Source organism: Enterococcus canintestini, from assembly GCF_001885735.1.
Classification (GTDB): Bacteria; Bacillota; Bacilli; order Lactobacillales; family Enterococcaceae; genus Enterococcus_C; species Enterococcus_C canintestini.
The window spans coordinates 39,615-55,545 of sequence record NZ_JXKG01000012.1; the positions used below are offsets into that span (position 1 = coordinate 39,615).

Genomic DNA, 15,931 nt, shown 5'->3' on the forward strand with positions numbered 1-15,931 from the left:
TCAATAACTAACATAGTAATGTTTGTCATTTTTTCTAAAATATGGAATGGGGAAAGAGTGTTATCGAAATTTCTATTTTTAGGCTTTGTTATATTAGTAAATATTTTTATTTTATGTAATTCAAAATCAACAGGCTCAAAAGAATAACTCTATGAAAATTCATCTACAATTAAAATAGACTAAAAATAAAATTGAAGGCCTATAACAATCTGTAAAGATTAAGGAAGTAAATGATTCTGAACTAATTAATCTACTGAAAAGTGATGATTCATATTGAATCTTGGTTGGCTATAAAGAATGACCTTACTGCCGAGAGTTTTCAAAAATGTTAACACTACACTAGCTGATCTTAAGTCTTTTAATTACTAATTCGAATCAGTACAATTAAGAATCAAAATACAATTTAATCGGTAGAGGATGAGATTAATATCTCGTCCTCAATTTATTCTGAAAAATGGTACTTTTTTCGAAAAGATTAAAACAAATAGTTAATCCGTATATCTGAAAAGCTCAGACATCTGCATATTGACTGGTACATAGATCTTCACGAAAATGTTCACTACATGAGGTTTAAGTATTGAAGTCATTATTAATGCCTAATTCTTTAAACACTTCAGATAAATGAAGTCTCTTTGAAAGTGTTGGAACTAAAATTGCTCTATATTACTTTCCTATGTGCCCCAATTTTGAATGCCAATTTGAATGCCATTCTTTTGATTTTTAGTTCTATCTAGTGATATTTGAAGGTTCTCACTGCTTCTAAAAATATTGATATTCCATAGATTGATGTCTATTACACCGCAGAAAACATTCATGGCTGAAGAAGAAGAATAGTCTTAAATCTCTAGAAACCTTGCCCTGCAAGGTTTCTTTTTTTCACTTATTTATTTTTTCATCAGAACCCATGTAGATTACCTTAGCTGTACACGCACAAAAAAACTCAGAGCATATTTCAATTATGCTCTGAGCTAATAGCTCAAATATTTTAATGTGACATAAAAATGAGTTAACTATTTTTTGCAACTGAAATTTATTCTCTACTATTTAGTAACCTGTAAAATTAAACCGTTAAATATTTTTCAAAAAAGGCAGTTAATTTTTCGACTGCGGGATCGACCGCTTTTGGTTGATCGTATAAGTCATAGTGACTGATATTAGGTAAAACTAGAATATCTTTTTCCTTTGATGCTGCTCTGGTATAGACTTCAAAGCCATTGCGGTAAGAAGCAAAGCCACCAACTTTATCTCCAACGATAATCTGAAGGGGTTGGGTTAAGAATTTTTCCAATAAAATATTAGTATCAAAACCAAGAATAGCTGCGTAGTTTGTAAATGGTACCAAGTTTGTTGCAAGTGAATTGTAACCTCTGTCTGTGCGGTAGTAGTCGACAGCTTCTACAAAATCAATATCTGTCATCCCAGATTCTTTTAATTCTTTTGGTGAATTGGGAATCCAATTTACTTCTAAGACATCTGCGCCACGTGCTTCTGCTGTGCGTTGTTGCCCAATTTTATCTAGCATGGCTAACAAATTATCTTCTGGACCAAAAGCACCACGGAATGTTGCGCCAATATTAGCCGGAGCGACACCTGCAACAGCTTTAATGCGGCGTTCTGTTTTTGCAGCATTAATCGTGTAACCACCGCCTGCACAAATGCCTACTGCGCCAATTCGATTTTCATCGACATAATTAAGTGTAACGAGGTAATCAATAGCTGAACTAATATCTTCCGTCCGTACAAAAGGATCTTCTGTATTACGAGGATCACCTTCACTACGGCCTTGATAAGAAGCATCAAAAGCGATTGTGACAAAACCATTTTGTGCTAATCTTTCTGCATATAAGCCTGATGTTTGCTCACCTACGCTACTGGTGGGATGAGAAACTACAAGTGCAGGATATTTTTTGTGGGCATCAAAATTATTTGGTACAAAAATATCGCCAACAAGATTAAAATGACGTCCTTTAAATGTTACAGTTTTTTTATCTACCATCCTATTTCCTCCTTTATTAATTCCCTTGTGTTGTTTATGACACACATGTATAATAACTCTCGAGATGAGCAGTAGGCAATTACCACTTAAAGGTAGAATGTAAAATAATACCCACTTTTTCATAAATTGGGTATTATTTAAGAAAGAAGGATAAATAATGCAACTAGAGGGAAAAAAAGTTGATCGTCGGATTTTGAAAACAAAGAAGGCAATCAAAGCTGCTTTTATCGACTTAATTATGAAAAATGAAATTGATGCTATCTCAATTGCGATGATCACAGAACAAGCTGATATTGGACGCAAAACTTTTTATCTTCATTATTATGATAAATACGATTTAATGGATCAGATTATCGCAGAATATTTAGGGCAATTAGGTCTACGCTGCGATCAGAATAAAATGAAGCGCTTAGGCTTTGAAGCCTCCACTTTGGAGTGGTTTACCTTTTTAGATGAGAACTTTTCACTTTTTGCGCGTTTATTTCAAAGTAAGGCGGCTACTTCATTTCGCAAGCAGTTTTTAGTTTTTGTGGGCGAGCAATTGCGTAAAAAAGAAAAATTAGTTGGATCAGCGATTAATCTGGAATTTAAATTACAATTTTTGAGTTATGCAATTACGGGGATTATTGAGGAGTATATTATGAAAGATTACCGACATAAAAAGCAAGATGTAGCCAAACAATTAAGTATTATCGTCAAACAAAATTTAACGCTCTAGCTGAAAATTGTGATGGCTCAATCTTAGCAGCTTAAAAATATTTTTTTCAAAAGTAATTGTCAAAAAAATTATAAATACGCAACAAATTAGGAAGAAGGGGTAATATGAAAGTTTTAGTCGTAGGTGCCAACGGGAAAGTAGCACGACACTTTGCAGATCAAGTTAAAGAACACCCTACAATTGCAGAAAAAGCAGTTATTCGCAGTGAGGAGCAACTTGCATTTTTTAAAGATCGGAAGATTGAAACAGTTTTGTTAGATATTATCAATAACTCAATTGAAGAATTTTCTGTAGCAATGAAAGATGTGGATGCAGTCGTTTTTAGTGCTGGTGCTGGTGGTAAGGGATTGGATAAAACAATTATGGTCGATTTAGACGGAGCGATAAAGATAATGACTGCTGCCCAACAAGCAGAAGTTAAGCGATTTGTGATGGTAAGTACATTTAAAACTGGTCGCAAAGAAATTAGTCGTGAAATAAAAGCCAATTCTAGTTTAGCTCCATATACAATCGCTAAAAATTATGCGGATGAATGGCTAAAAAATCGGACTGATCTTGATTGGACCATTATTCATCCTGGCTCTTTAACAGATGAGAAGGGGACTGGAAAAATTACTTTAGCGGATAGTTTAACTAAAGAACTTGAAAAAGCATTTATTTCACGAGAAGATGTCGCTACTGTGATTTTGGCAGTCTTAGAAAATCCCAATACGATTGGTAAAGAATTTGAAATTATTACAGGCGAGACACCAATTAACACTGCGTTAGAGTCTTACAAATAAATTTTAAATTCATAATGAAAAGAAAATAAAGCAGCGTTTTATTTTTAAATCTTTAAGTAAAAATCATAACAGTTGTCTTTGATAGATAAAAAGTATATTTTGAAATTAGTGAAGATACAATCAATTGCTTATGAGTAGTTGTAGGTGAACTAATGGAGGGGTAAACGTGAAATTTACGAAGCGTCGTAAAAATAAGGATAAGTTAACAGATAATAAAGAAGTGGTCACGGTAGAAAATAAAGTGGACGTAGATGATGTCGATGATGCGGCTTTTCAATCTTTTTTTGGTGATGTCTTAAAACGGCTCCCCGCTCCTGCGGCAAAGATTATTTCAAAAACTTTTACCAGCACTAAGAAAAAAGCAGAAGTGTTATTAGCAGATACGCGTGAGCGATTTGATAAGGTGTTTGCTGATTTTTTAAAAGATGTTGATTTGCCTACTCGCAAAAAGGCGCACCAAATTATTCATATGGCTTCATTGAGTGCCGCCATTATTGGCTTATCGCCCATTCCATTTTCTGATGCTATTTTACTTGTTCCTGTCCAATTAGTGATGATGGCCCGCTTATATAAACTTTTTGGTCGCTCTTGGTCTGAAGGTATCGCCAAAAGCATCACCAAAGAATTAGTCGTTGTTAGTTTTGGTCGAAGTGCGGTGGGAAATGTTTTGAAATTTATTCCAGTGGCCGGAACAATTAGTGGTGGTGCAGTTAACGCGGTGGTAGCCATGGCGGTTACGGAATCTTTGGGCTGGGTAACGGTTAAGATGTTATATGACGGCGAAGATATGTTTGAGCAGGTGATGTCATTTAAAGGTCAATTTAATACCTTATTTAAGGCATTACAGTCTGCTAGTAAAAAATAAGACGATTTAAAAAGATATAAATGAATAGATTATGTACCGCCCCCCAAAAGTTAGACTAAAAATCTAACTTTTGGGGGGTGGTCTTTTTTAGCTATAATGCATGAATTAGCGAATTGATTGCAGTGCCACTAAGATAGTTTCTGTGACAAAATCGCAGTCTGCTGAAAGTTTTGGCACATAAAATTGTTCATGAAAAAGCAATTCTTCCAGCCTTCTTTTATCTGCCACTGCTTGGGCAAAAAAGTTAATTAATTCTAAAACTTCACGAAAGTTTGTGATTAATTGTGCGCCCAAAAGTAAATGGCTTTTTTTATCAAAGATAATTTTGATGGTCAAGGTAAAATTCGCATATTCAGGTAAATCAGAATAGTGTTGAAAATTTTTAGTCACGGTATGAATAGTGAAGTCTTGTAGGGCAGCTTCTGTGGCGGTGATACCAGTACTACCTAAATAATAGTCAAAAATTTTTGTAGCAATAGTACGTTCCATCGGCTTAATTGCTATATTTGGAATGCCTGCTATATGGCTTGCGGCAATAAGGGCAGTTTTTCTTGCGATTGAAATTAGTGGGATATATGCTTTATTGATTGCTGAACTAAAAGGAACTTTTACTAAATCACCAATCGCATAAATATATGGATCTGTCGTTTGCATATAAGCGTTGGTATTAATCGTTTTGTCAAAATCTACTGCTACAGTAGAAGGAACAATAGCAATATTTGGTTTAGGATTAATTGCCAGAACTGCTACATCACTAGTTTTTGTTGTATTGTCAAAAAAAGATAGTTTTATCCCTTTGCCTTTTTTTTTCGACTGATAAAAAGTCTTATTGAAGACAAAAGTTAAACAGTCGGGTTTGTGTTCTAATAATATTTGTGTGATTTCTTCGTCAAAATAGCGAAATAAAGGACGACTCATCTGCTCAAAAATAGTAATTTCTTTATTTTGCAACAGGGCCAAACTGCTTGCTAATTCTAAACCGATTAATCCCGCCCCGATAATGGCAATATTTTGACTGTTCGCCAGTTTATCATAAGCAGAGGCTGTTTCAATAGGGGATTTATATGTTAGTAGTTTCAAATCTTCAGCAGTTTTATTTGTTTCAGGCAAATAAAATTTAGCAGATCCCATCGCCAATATTAAATAATCATATGATAGGTGTTTTATTTTGTTAGAAGTAGAATATAAAATCTTCTTTTCAGCCGGCAAAATAGTAGTTACTTGGCAATCAAGTAAGACACTAATTCCTAGCTCTTCAAGTGTTTCTTTTTTAGTAAAATCTTTTGTATGAATAGTTTCAGCTGACATAGAGCCTTCAAAAATGAAATTTATACTACTGGGGATGAACCCTAATTTATTATTTTCATTTATAAGAATAACTTCATCTGTTGGTTTTAGTTGTTTTAAATAGCCCGCAGCAGATGTGCCTGCGTGGGAGCCGCCGATTATTATAATTCGCATGGTATTTCCTTTCTTGTATCAGCATGTAAAATTTCTTGGATTAGTAGTAAATTAATTTGATCTACTTGATTTGTATAAAAAAAGTGATCAAATGAAAAGCTATATTTGCAGGCATCGGTATCTGCGATTAAAATATCGTAATGCTTTGATTCATCGGCTATATCAATTGAAATATTTTCAAATTGTTTATACGTCCGTTGTAGTTGGTCAATGTAAATCATGGATAGTAACGGCGTTTTACTTAGATGTACGCCAATTGAAATCGGACGTTTGTGTTCTAAAATGTGCATAATTACATAGGAATAAACCCAAGATAAATAGAGTTTGTCATAGGGATCAAGGTGTTGTCCTATCACTTTTTCGGTGGTTTGAATTAAGCGATCAATTAGTGACTGTTCCGAAGTTTTAACCAATTTATGGCGTAGATGTTTAAAACAAGTTTCATTATTGTAATCGATAATTTTCCCTTTGAGATAGAGTAATTTGGAATGTGTTTGTGATAAAAGAAAGCGAGAATAAAAATCGTTAAACATTTGATTACTTTTTGTTTCAAGAGATAACGCCAAATCGATTTGTTCCAAAACAAGTTCATTTAACTCGACAACATCAGCTAAATAAGTTGGCCAGCCATCTGCACTTAGTTCGTAACGAACGTCCATCGCGTAAGGAAATGAAGAGAGTAAAAATAGGTAAATATAAGCAGCACTATAATCAGAACCAAAGACAGCCGAATAGCTTAAAGAGATAAAGTAAGTTTCTTTTACAAGTTGAAAGACTGGATCTAAACGAAATGAATTTAAAAGCTGGAAAGCAGTTTTTGATAAGGTTTTATTCCGGGAACTACTGACTTTTAGTGTTTGACACCAAAGAGAAATTCTTAAGCGCGTAATTGGTGTTAAATGGATATCAATTCGCTTTTCTAATAAATCGGTAAATCGTAGAATATCTTGATCGCAAACAAATTGTTCAATTTCTGTTTGAGACATCGAATTCCAAAAAAATTGAAAGTAAAAATGACACCATTGTAGATCGTCACCGTGAATTTTGCCATTTTTGATTACAAGCTTAAATTCAGCTAATAGCTTATTCGCGTGGTTGATATTACGATAAACGGTCGCTTCACTAATAGCCAATTCTTGGCATAGAATAGGAACAGTATAGGTTGTGTTGTTATATAGATACCAAATAAGTTTATAAAAAAGAGACCCTCTTATGAATTCATAATATAAGGTCTCGAGATCTTGTTGATGATAGTCGTTTATTTTGTAACTACTTGTTTTTTTGTAATAATGAATATGCATATTCAAGCGTAGTTGTGTCATCAAATCATTTAATTCTTCATAAGACCGTTCCAAAATGAATGTAGAAATATTCAATTGTTCTTTTATTTCTTCTTTTTTTACACAACCTCCTTTCTCGATTAAGAATAACAGGATAGAAAATTGTACTTTTGTTTTTTTATCAAAGAAATCTCTAAAATCCATTATCGTTAATCCCCGTTTCTCAAGTACATATTATCTATCTTTGTACTTGTTTCATTTTATTTGTATTATTGTAAAGCTTTATTATAACAATTTTTTATCACGTATTTTATTTTTTTTGTGAATAGTTGATAAACAATCCACTATATTTCTTTTATCATGAAGGTGTGGAAGTGATAAGTGAAAGGGGGATGTTTATAAACATGCACAAACACAAAAAAAGATTTATTTCTTTGATAGTCGTAACTTTTTTTGTCATGTCATTTTTTATTACTGTTGGTGCCGTTACTGTAAGTGCCATATCTGTCAATGATTCTGACACATCACAATTAAAAACCAAGTCTGCAGATTTTACTTTGTCTACTGATACGGCTGAAAAAAATGGTATGCTCTTACAGCTTAATGTTCACAATAAGACCCAAGATGATACTTCTTTTCAATTAGAAATTACATACGATGGTATGAAAAAGAATGTAATTTTGCAAAACCAAACAAAACAATTATCAATTGAAAAAAATGATGCGGGTTATTATGAGCTACCAAATGAAGATGCTACGTGGCTTTTTGAAGTAGGAGAAGCAACAAATATCGTGGTTGCTGTCAATGCAAACGAAAATAAAGAACATTTGGGAGAATTACACGCCTTTTTCTCTACAGATCAATACACTGATGAAGAGATGACCAAAGAAAGTGAAGATACACATTCTTCGACTACTAGTGAGGAAATAATAAATGAAAGTAGTGTAGCTAAAGAAAATGAAAATACGACTACAAGTATGACTGAAACCACACAAACAAGTTCTTTGTCACAAATAAAAGAGGCTAAACCTGCTGAAAACGGACAATCTCGTAGTAAAAAAGTAGTCCGAGACGGATTCACAGGTAATCCTGAAGTACCAAAAGGAGCTATTTTATTAGATGGCATTTTTGGTGATATTAATGAAGCCGGTAGTGGTAATAAAGAAAATAGTGGTGTTAATACAATTCATGACCCTGATGTTAATAATGGTATGCCTTATTCTGAAATTACACTTTCTGGTAAAAAGAATTGGCTATCTATTTGGTCTAATGATCAATATAAAATGGACTTTTCCGATAGTTTTCATGGACGCACATATATTAACTTCGGCGAAGGAAAGGATGCTGATGGGTTGGCTTTTGTTATGCAAAATGATAATGCCAATGCGATAACAGGCGCAAATACGTCAGATGATGGTCAAAACTTAGGGGTTTATGGTAACAACAAAACGAATATATTGGGAATGAATAAGCCCAATGAAAAGGCAGTTCAAAATTCTGTAGCAATCGAATTTGACTTATACACTAATAACAGTGGTGCGCATATTTTTGATAGAGATAACCCAACTACCCCGCATATGGCGTATACATTTCCTGGCGATTTAAAAAAAGGTTATAAATCAAACAGTATACTTGGAGAAAATCATTGGGGAATAGGGGATACAGCAATTGTTAGACATCAAGGTTCAAAAATTTTGAACGGAGTAGTAGGTGATAATATTCGTGATGGTACTTGGTATGAATTTCGTTATGATTTTGATGTGACAACACAAACTTTTTCTTATTATCTGAAAAATCCGCTGACAGATAATAAAACAGAGGTTGTTACGATTCCATGGGATGATTTAAGTTCAGAATTGGCGTTGTCTGATAATAATATGAAGGTTTATTGGGGCTTTACTGGTTCTAATGGCTCAGCGCAAGGGACAGTCAAATTTGTCTTTACTCAAGTGCCGGTTAATTTGAGTACACAAATTGAAAATGATGTATTAGTCAATGAAAAATCAATTGTTGATGTGGATGAACATGACCAATTTAGTCCCGAATTACCTAGTGCTTCTGATAAAGACGAGCTTACTTTCCGTACACACTTTTCTGTAAAAGAAGGAGAAGCGGCCTTAGATATTACAGCTTGGAAGTCAACAATTAGTGGCAATGATATTGATTTAACACAAGATTTAACCAATGTTTGCGCCCAAATGGATGGAAAAACCTATAGCGGAGAAGCTGCTGTTAATGAGCAAACGGGTGAAATTGAGGTTATTTTTTCTGATTTAGTCGTTCAACCAGGACATGATGTCTATCTGTCTTATACCGCCAAGCCATTACAACATATTGAAGCAAGTAAATCCTATTTTTCAAGTCAAGTATTGACAACCGAGATTGGGAACGATACTTCCAGCGATTTTTTAAGTAATCAAGTAGCTTTTTGGTTTAGAGGTAATCAGCCACCGGTATTAAGTCAAGTAAAAACAGAAAAAGACACTTTTTCTGATTTTGTTGATTCCTTTGGGTACTCTTTTTCTTATCAAGATGTAGATGATGATGATCTAACCTTTGATGTTGCAATTAACGGCATTTTAGTAGCAGAAAAGCAACCATTAAAAGGAACAAGCCTGAATCAAATTTTTCAAGCTAACGAAAACGAAAAAATTGACTTATTAAATGATGCGACGGCTTTTAAAACAGGGGAAAATATATTAACAATTACACTTAGTGATGGTATTCATGCTGCTGTGACGAAAGAAGTTTCTTTTACAGTGGTAGGGTACTTTGGTTTTGAAGAATTAACCGATCATTATGAGTGGCAATATGCGAAATCTGATTTAGGTAAGACAGATGTTGCCATGCCACGGCAAAAAGAGATGAAGATTAAGATTAGAGATACCAGACAGTTAAATCAAAGCGAAAATGTAAAAGTGAAATTTAGTGCAACATCAACTGACGGTGCTTTAGAAACAGAACGATTTGTCTTTGATGATCAACCTTTGGACGATTTGTCTTTACCAATTAATAAAGAATTGGTTTATGCCAAAGGTCAAGGTTTACTGTTGAAATTGAACGATCAAACTAAAGCAAAAAAAGTCACAGGAAATGTAGTGTGGACAATTGTAGATGCACCGTAAAGGAGGATTGAAAAGATGAAAAAAAATAATAAGCGATTAAAAAAATTTCTTTGCGCAAGTATCATCTTTTTCTGCCTAAGTGGCTATGCTCCTTCTGTCAGAGCTGCTACTGTGTCTGATCACGATCAAAATAGTAGCGTGATTGAATTGTATAAAGGAAATTCAGCAGATGACCAAATAAGTGATCCAGGTAGTAAACACGGGAGCTATCCACAAACAGGTGAGTTAAAAACAATAGGCTATTCTTTTCTAGGTACAACTGCTGTATTACTCGTGTTGATTACTTTTTTAAAAAAAAGGAGGCAACTAGATGAAGAAAATTAGTTTAAGTTTTTTCAGTCTCTTGTTTTTAATCTTTTTTAACAGTGGCATTACTTACGCGTCTGTTGGACAAACGAGTTTAGAAATTACGCCGTTAGATGAAGTTTTACCCCGTATTTATTACATTAGTGATTTAGATTTTGGTTCACATTCACTCGCCCAATCCAATCAAATAATCCATCCTAAGGAAGATTTGATTATTAAATTATTAGATGCTAGAAAAAAAACACAAAAGTGGCGCCTGGAAGTGAAATTTGCCCCTTTAAAAAGTAAAGAAGAAATTTTAACGGATGTCCGTTTTAATTTAAAAGAAGGTATTTTAACTGGTGAAAATATAGCAGAAGTTACGAAAAAAGAGTTGAGTCAGTCATTAAATGATGCAAAATATCAAGGAATTCTAGAATCTCAGGCAATTTCTGCTCGTGGTTGGTTAACTTATCGGATCAAAAAAGAGGATATTTCACTTTACTTTGGTAAAAATAACAAAGCAGGGAAATATGAAGCAGTAAATAATTGGCGTTTTGTCAATGCTGTATAGTCGGGAATAACAATTTTCATATTAAATTGTTAAAATATAAAAATTTAAAATAAAAAATTGGAGGAAATAACAATGAAAAAACTACTAGGGACATTATTTTTAAGTGGAATTATTTTAGGTAGTACAACACCAGCAGCACTAGCGGCAGAACAAGAAATTAACTCAGGAGATGGGATCACAACATTAGAAATTACAGATTATGCCATCGACCCAGATACAAACTTACCTTCTGATCCAGGTACATTTATGTTGAATGAAGTTCCAGATATTGATTTCGGACAACATGCATTAGATAGTGTAGCAGCTGAAAACCAAACATTTACTGGTACTTATGTAGGTGACTTTAATATCACTGATACACGTCCAACGCAAGCTTCCATCGATACTGCAAAAAGTCAAATTGCAACTGTAACCCCTAGTGACAAAGTAACACAAGAACAAATTGATGCAGCAAAAGACAAGTGGGATCAAGCAGTGGCAGCATCAGCTTGGCGGATTGATGCAACAGCAACTCAATTAGACGCAATTGGTACATCTTTAAAAATTGGGGATGTAGAAGTCTTAGGTGAAAGTGGCACTGTTTTATCAGAAGCTGCGACAGCGCCTGTTGGAACAAAATCATATTTAGACCAATTAAAAAGTCCTGTCTTAACAATTGCTAACAATAATTTAAGTATTCAAAAATACGAAGGTACAATTAGCTATTCTGCAATCAATGCATTGTAAAAGAACTTTTCTATTAACTTTTTAGCGTACTGGTAGTGAAAATTAATGTTTTACAGCATTAGTATTTATCTTTAAAAATGGTGGTTATTTGCAATCTGAGACTGTGACGAGTTTTTGTCACAGTCCCTACATAATGGAGGAATAAAAGTGAAGAGCAAGTTATTGATTTGTTTACTTTTTGTGACGTTTTTTTTACCAATAAAAGGCTATGCAGCAGAAACAAATAATGTTGATTACAGTGTTGAACCGATTTTACCGACTAACCAAATCGACAGGGGAAATACATTTTTTGATTTAAAAGTTCAACCGAAAACAGAGCAGAAAATTCAACTGCAAATTAATAATTTTGCCAAAACTGAACAAACCTTTCAAATTAGCGTAAACGATGCCAAAACAAATAGTAATTTAGTTATTGATTATAGCCAAAAAAATAAAACACAAACAACTAGTGAAAAGCAATTGTCTGATTGTTTTAATTATCCCAAAAAAGTAACGATTCCAGCTCAAAAAGCTGGCATTGTTACCCTAACGTTAAAAGTACCAAAAGAAAAATTTGATGGAATTTTACTAGGCGGGATTCAAATAAAAAAAGATTCAAATGCCAAAAAAACTAAAATTAATGGTATTACGACCGATTATGATTATATTGTCGGGGTAATGTTAAGTGAAACAGACAAAGTAATTACACCAAAGTTAACGTTGGAAAGTATTAAACCAGATGTCATTCATAATAATGCTGGCATAAAAGTGACACTTAAAAATAGTCAGCCGATTAATCTTACCGCAGTCAAAATGCAAGGCAATATTTATAAAGCAGAAAAAAAAGAGCCCGTTATTACCCGTGTCATTGAAAAAGGCAGTATAGCGCCTGCCACTACTTTTGATTTGGCTTTTTATAACGGACAGCAAGGCACAACTAAACCGCTTAAAGCGGGAAAATATCGGCTTGAGCTAACTTTTCAAGATGAAAAAAAACACCGGTGGGATTTCAAAAGTGACTTTACTATCAGCAAAAAGCAGGCTGAAGTGATAAATAATCAAGTCTTCGTTGTAAAAAAAGACAATACTCTTTTATATATTGTGATTGGAATTTTATTGGCTTTGTTATTTGTGGTTATTTTGCTGTGGTTAAAGCATCGAAAAAAGAATGAAGCTGAATGAAAAATAGGTTAAAGAATGTTTTCTTAACTTACATGGATATAAGTTTCTCACTTTTGTAACGAATATGTGGATTTCCTCTTGGACTACACTGGACTAAGTTATATTTTTACTAAAATTTTGATGGAAAAGGAAAATATCAACATGAAAATATTTAACAAAATGAATGGATTGAAGCGTATTTTTACTATTGGGGTCAGTTGTGGAATTATACTAAATGTCTTTGCTCCTGCTTTTGTTGTGCGTGCGGATAGTCAAAGTACACAGACGGCACAGGAGACTTCTATCGCAACTGATTCTTTGGCGTCTCAAAAGGAAAGTGACTTAAATTCTACAGTAGAAGAGGCACGTATTTGGATTCCCAATGAAACAGTGCGACAAGCCATTAATAAAGCACTTAAACGAACAATCGATATTAATACGTATTCACCAACCAAAAGTGAACTAGCGTCTATTAAAGGCGACTTTAGACTAGACTTTAAAGATCCGGTCGATTCCCTTGAAGGTATTCAATATTTGACTGGAATTTCTAGTTTATACACGACAAATACAAAAATTCTCAATGAAGAAGAGTTAAGTAAAATTGGTGAGCTAACACAGTTAACGTATTTGAGTATGGGCAATAGTAATCTCACTTCTATTGCTTTTGTCAAAAACCTAACAAATTTGACGGGAATGGTTTTACCAAATAATGCTGTAAGAGATGTAAGTTTCAGTCATGATTTTTATTATTCAAATAACCGCAAATAGTACAATTTTCAATCGCAACAAATTGAGGAGACAATTGAAACAACCCAAACAAGTAATGTGACTATTCCTGAATTAAAAGTGATCGGTGTTAATAATAATCAAGTTTCTTTTGAGGGATTTGCTATTAATAGCTCAAATAATCCCAATCATGTCGAAAATAATTTTATAATCGATAATTTAAAACCAGGTGAAGTGAAAAAATTTACTTATCGTTTTGCGGATAGAATCATCAATCACGCCGGTGCTTTTAGCGGGACGGTCACAATAACGGTCAAAAATACTTTAGAAGAAGCCATGCCTTTGACAGTGAAGTATCAAGATGTTAATGGGAATCAGATTGCTGAAGATCAAGTGATAAACGGTTATATTGGTGATTCATATGATGTTTCTACAGAAAAGTATAATTTAAAAATTGATGGCTACACTTTAAAAGAAGTACAGGGGAGTCCCAATGGTATTTTGGCAGAGACGCCCCAAACTGTTACTTACATTTATGAAAAAAATGCAACGAAGGCAAAAGATGTTGTTGTTCACTACCAAGACGCAAACGGTAGTAAAATCGCTGATGATCAATTTTTTTCTGGGAATGTGAATGCTCCTTATGACGTATCGACAAAAGAATATCAGCTTGAAATATCTGGCTATACATTAGAAAAAGTTGTAGGTAGTGTAACAGGCTTTTTATCTGAAGAAGAGCAAACCGTGACGTATGTGTATAGCAAACTTTCTGATAATGAAAAAAATGAAGATGACTCTGCCACTATTGGTAAAGATAAAATACCAGTTAATCAAGCTGAAACACCAAAAAATAAAGGTAAAACAATAATGACGAAAAATAAAACCACAGTCAGCAAAGATAAATCTTCTCTGACTGCGGATAAATTGCCCAAAACAGGGGAAATAATGAACCATAGTTGGGTTATAATTGGTCTTTTGGTAATTATCGTGGCTTTCTTTATCGCAGTAATCAAACACAAACGTAAAAAATAGCAGTGTAATAAAATGAATACCAGTGCAATATTCCTAATTTTAAGATAGATGAACAGGCAGAGATGTCTTTTCATCTATCTTTTTTATTTATTATACATTTCTAAAACAGCTAGAACTTTAAGGGTTTCATCATAATAATTTTTTCCTTGAATAGGCTCTTCAATCACCCATTTTTGCGAAGTGACAAGACCGCTATAAGGTTCATCTTTGTAGGCAGCAGCTAAAACTGGAGCAGAAAAACTTTGATTTTGGTAATCAACTAGTGCTTTTCCTTTCAATGTGTAGCCAGCATAAACAAATTTTTGTTCAGTAAAGAAGTCCAACATTTTATTTAAAATAGGTGTCAGCTTCTCGTTATCCGATTGCATTAGGCGTAATGGGATCCGACAAGCATTTGCTGAATAATCACCATCAAATTGATTGTTAATTTGATTCGGTTTTGCTGGTATCAAAGTGTTATCTGTTTTTATCCAAGCAAAATCAGGTATGAGGCCAGTTTTTGTTTGTTTGCTTAAAATTTGGAGCAATTCAATTCCTCGGGTATTCATTCATCCCAAAATGGATCTTTGGTAAAATGGTAAAAATCACTAAAATAAGCTGGCATAATATCAGAAGGACGTAAAATTGTACTAGCTTTTTGATCAACTGTGGCCCAATCACCTACCGTTAAAAAGCCGGTGGTCGCATTATAATTATATTGTTTGATATCAGCTAAAAGATTTCTTGCCGCATCTGCGTAGTCGTGTTTACTTTTCGGCCATAATTTGCTTGCTTTAATTAGACTATAAGCGATATCCAAATCACCATCGGTAGCATTGTGCAAACTATCAGACTGCCATTTATTTTTTGTTTGGCTTTGGCGCCACTGCATGAGATGATTGCCTTTACCAATTTGGTAGTGGGTATAGTAAGTATAAAGGGCATTAAAATCGTCTTGGGTTGCAAAACCTTTTTCAGCCGCTAAAGTCGTGATAACCATCCCATAACCTTGTGCTTCAGAAAGCGCTGTTTGCTTAGTTGTGCCGGTATTAACAAACGCACCTTCTTTTGTAGAAACGATGTAGTGATCTTTCCAGTTTTGATAAATCTCGACTTGAATATTGTGTTCATTATCTGCGATGGTTCGAAATAAAATCGCAACATAAGAGGCTAATAATAAAATTGCTACGCCCCATAATAATAATGGCTTTTGTTTCATTGTTGACCTCTACTTTCTAAAAA

The 15,931-nt window shown here is 33.9% G+C and carries 15 protein-coding genes; 10 read left to right on the forward strand and 5 right to left on the reverse strand.

Features of this window, described 5'->3' with window-relative positions; translation table 11 throughout:
- Positions 1-1,060: 1,060 nt before the first annotated feature.
- On the reverse strand, positions 1,061-1,996 hold the full coding sequence (locus tag RU96_RS08175; RefSeq protein WP_071865043.1) for an alpha/beta hydrolase: 936 nt from the start codon (positions 1,994-1,996) through the stop codon (positions 1,061-1,063).
- A gap of 157 nt (positions 1,997-2,153) precedes the next feature.
- Between RU96_RS08175 and RU96_RS08180 the strand changes: the two genes are divergently transcribed.
- The 3 genes from RU96_RS08180 to RU96_RS08190 all read left to right on the forward strand — a co-directional run bounded on the left by RU96_RS08180 (position 2,154) and on the right by RU96_RS08190 (position 4,361).
- Positions 2,154-2,714, forward strand: a complete 561-nt coding sequence (locus RU96_RS08180) for a TetR/AcrR family transcriptional regulator C-terminal domain-containing protein (protein WP_071865044.1) — start codon at positions 2,154-2,156, stop codon at positions 2,712-2,714.
- Between the two features lie 104 nt (positions 2,715-2,818).
- On the forward strand, positions 2,819-3,496 hold the full coding sequence (locus RU96_RS08185) for an SDR family oxidoreductase (protein WP_071865045.1): 678 nt from the start codon (positions 2,819-2,821) through the stop codon (positions 3,494-3,496).
- Positions 3,497-3,662: 166 nt separating this feature from the next.
- Positions 3,663-4,361 (forward strand): YcjF family protein, encoded by a 699-nt coding sequence (locus RU96_RS08190; protein WP_071865046.1) that lies wholly within the window; start codon positions 3,663-3,665, stop codon positions 4,359-4,361.
- Positions 4,362-4,466: 105 nt separating this feature from the next.
- Here the strand turns inward: RU96_RS08190 and RU96_RS08195 are convergent, their stop codons facing one another.
- Together RU96_RS08195 and RU96_RS08200 are read right to left on the reverse strand one after the other, a co-directional pair.
- Entirely contained in the window at positions 4,467-5,822 is a 1,356-nt protein-coding gene (locus tag RU96_RS08195) for an NAD(P)/FAD-dependent oxidoreductase (protein WP_071865047.1), read from the reverse strand.
- Positions 5,810-7,306: a helix-turn-helix domain-containing protein gene (locus tag RU96_RS08200; RefSeq protein ID WP_071865048.1), complete on the reverse strand. Its 1,497-nt coding sequence runs from the start codon at positions 7,304-7,306 to the stop codon at positions 5,810-5,812. The genes RU96_RS08195 and RU96_RS08200 overlap by 13 nt, the downstream gene beginning before the upstream one ends.
- Positions 7,307-7,506: 200 nt before the next feature.
- Here RU96_RS08200 and RU96_RS08205 point away from each other — a divergent pair, with 200 nt between their 5' ends.
- The 7 genes from RU96_RS08205 (at position 7,507) to RU96_RS08235 (ending at position 14,710) form a co-directional block, all read left to right on the forward strand.
- Positions 7,507-10,227: a lectin-like domain-containing protein gene (locus RU96_RS08205; RefSeq protein WP_071865049.1), complete on the forward strand. Its 2,721-nt coding sequence runs from the start codon at positions 7,507-7,509 to the stop codon at positions 10,225-10,227.
- A 15-nt stretch (positions 10,228-10,242) separates the two neighbouring features.
- Entirely contained in the window at positions 10,243-10,551 is a 309-nt protein-coding gene (locus RU96_RS08210) for an LPXTG cell wall anchor domain-containing protein (RefSeq protein ID WP_071865050.1), read from the forward strand.
- On the forward strand, positions 10,538-11,086 hold the full coding sequence (locus tag RU96_RS08215; RefSeq protein WP_071865051.1) for a WxL domain-containing protein: 549 nt from the start codon (positions 10,538-10,540) through the stop codon (positions 11,084-11,086). The genes RU96_RS08210 and RU96_RS08215 overlap by 14 nt, the downstream gene beginning before the upstream one ends.
- A 72-nt stretch (positions 11,087-11,158) precedes the next feature.
- Complete coding sequence (locus RU96_RS08220) at positions 11,159-11,812, forward strand: hypothetical protein (protein WP_071865052.1); 654 nt, start codon at positions 11,159-11,161, stop codon at positions 11,810-11,812.
- 147 nt (positions 11,813-11,959) lie between these two features.
- The gene (locus RU96_RS08225; RefSeq protein WP_071865053.1) at positions 11,960-12,973 is read left to right on the forward strand and encodes a WxLIP family cell surface protein; all 1,014 of its coding nucleotides are present in this window, start codon (positions 11,960-11,962) and stop codon (positions 12,971-12,973) included.
- Between the two features lie 141 nt (positions 12,974-13,114).
- Positions 13,115-13,720 carry a hypothetical protein gene (locus tag RU96_RS08230; RefSeq protein ID WP_071865054.1) on the forward strand — a complete coding sequence of 202 codons (606 nt, stop codon included), beginning with the start codon at positions 13,115-13,117 and terminating at the stop codon, positions 13,718-13,720.
- A gap of 57 nt (positions 13,721-13,777) precedes the next feature.
- The gene (locus RU96_RS08235) at positions 13,778-14,710 is read left to right on the forward strand and encodes a MucBP domain-containing protein (RefSeq protein WP_071865055.1); all 933 of its coding nucleotides are present in this window, start codon (positions 13,778-13,780) and stop codon (positions 14,708-14,710) included.
- Between the two features lie 83 nt (positions 14,711-14,793).
- On the opposite strand, the gene RU96_RS13190 is transcribed toward RU96_RS08235, so the two are convergent.
- Entirely contained in the window at positions 14,794-15,258 is a 465-nt protein-coding gene (locus RU96_RS13190) for a hypothetical protein (RefSeq protein WP_249024162.1), read from the reverse strand.
- Complete coding sequence (locus RU96_RS13195) at positions 15,255-15,908, reverse strand: glycosyl hydrolase family 8 (protein ID WP_249024163.1); 654 nt, start codon at positions 15,906-15,908, stop codon at positions 15,255-15,257. Before RU96_RS13195 ends, RU96_RS13190 begins: the two co-directional genes overlap by 4 nt.
- Between the last annotated feature and the right edge of the window lie 23 nt (positions 15,909-15,931).

Excerpts from the sequence above, each read along its gene's own strand:
- RU96_RS08230 (WP_071865054.1), top strand. The coding sequence starts at position 13,115 with ATGAAAATATTTAACAAAATGAATGGATTGAAGCGTATTTTTACTATT.
- RU96_RS08180 (WP_071865044.1), top strand. The coding sequence starts at position 2,154 with ATGCAACTAGAGGGAAAAAAAGTTGATCGTCGGATTTTGAAAACAAAG.
- RU96_RS08185 (WP_071865045.1), top strand. The coding sequence starts at position 2,819 with ATGAAAGTTTTAGTCGTAGGTGCCAACGGGAAAGTAGCACGACACTTT.
- RU96_RS08195 (WP_071865047.1), bottom strand. The coding sequence starts at position 5,822 with ATGCGAATTATAATAATCGGCGGCTCCCACGCAGGCACATCTGCTGCG.
- RU96_RS08215 (WP_071865051.1), top strand. The coding sequence starts at position 10,538 with ATGAAGAAAATTAGTTTAAGTTTTTTCAGTCTCTTGTTTTTAATCTTT.
- RU96_RS08175 (WP_071865043.1), bottom strand. The coding sequence starts at position 1,996 with ATGGTAGATAAAAAAACTGTAACATTTAAAGGACGTCATTTTAATCTT.
- RU96_RS08220 (WP_071865052.1), top strand. The coding sequence starts at position 11,159 with ATGAAAAAACTACTAGGGACATTATTTTTAAGTGGAATTATTTTAGGT.
- RU96_RS13190 (WP_249024162.1), bottom strand. The coding sequence starts at position 15,258 with ATGAATACCCGAGGAATTGAATTGCTCCAAATTTTAAGCAAACAAACA.
- RU96_RS08200 (WP_071865048.1), bottom strand. The coding sequence starts at position 7,306 with ATGGATTTTAGAGATTTCTTTGATAAAAAAACAAAAGTACAATTTTCT.
- RU96_RS13195 (WP_249024163.1), bottom strand. The coding sequence starts at position 15,908 with ATGAAACAAAAGCCATTATTATTATGGGGCGTAGCAATTTTATTATTA.
- RU96_RS08205 (WP_071865049.1), top strand. The coding sequence starts at position 7,507 with ATGCACAAACACAAAAAAAGATTTATTTCTTTGATAGTCGTAACTTTT.
- RU96_RS08210 (WP_071865050.1), top strand. The coding sequence starts at position 10,243 with ATGAAAAAAAATAATAAGCGATTAAAAAAATTTCTTTGCGCAAGTATC.